Annotated in this window: 1 protein-coding gene; it reads right to left on the bottom strand. The window is 67.8% G+C overall.

The features are described 5' to 3' along the window. A partial coding sequence (locus HA630_RS01555) for an aldehyde dehydrogenase family protein (protein ID WP_166832163.1) occupies window positions 1–569 on the bottom strand: 569 nt, incomplete at both ends.

Raw genomic sequence — 569 nt, 5'->3', positions numbered from 1 at the left:
CTCACCGCCTTCACGTCCGGGTGGTCCAGCAGCGCGTCCACGGCTTCCTTGTCGCCCTGCACCACGTTGAACACGCCGTCGGGCAGGCCGGCCTGCTTCAGCAGGTCGGCAATGAACAGGCTGGGCGACGGGTCGATGGGGCTGGGCTTGAGCACGAAGGTGTTGCCGCAGGCAATGGCCACCGGGAACATCCACATCGGCACCATCACGGGGAAGTTGAACGGCGTGATGCCGGCAACCACACCCAGCGGCTGGCGCATGGTCCAGTTGTCGATGCCCGTGGACACCTGCTCGGTGTAGTCGCCCTTGAGCAGCTGCGGAATGCCGGTGGCGAACTCCACGATCTCGATGCCACGGGTGACTTCGCCCTGGGCGTCGGTGAACACCTTGCCATGTTCGGCGGTGATGAGGCGAGCCAGGTCGTCCTTGTGCTGGTTGAGCAGCTCCAGGAACTTGAACATGATGCGCGCCCGGCGCAGCGGCGAGGTGTCGGCCCAGGCCGGGAAGGCGGCCTGCGCGGCGGCCACGGCGGCGTTCACCTCGGCGGTGCTGGCCAGCGCCACGCGGCC

The organism is Aquabacterium sp. A08, assembly GCF_011742065.1.
This window is presented reverse-complemented; position numbering and strand designations above follow the sequence as displayed.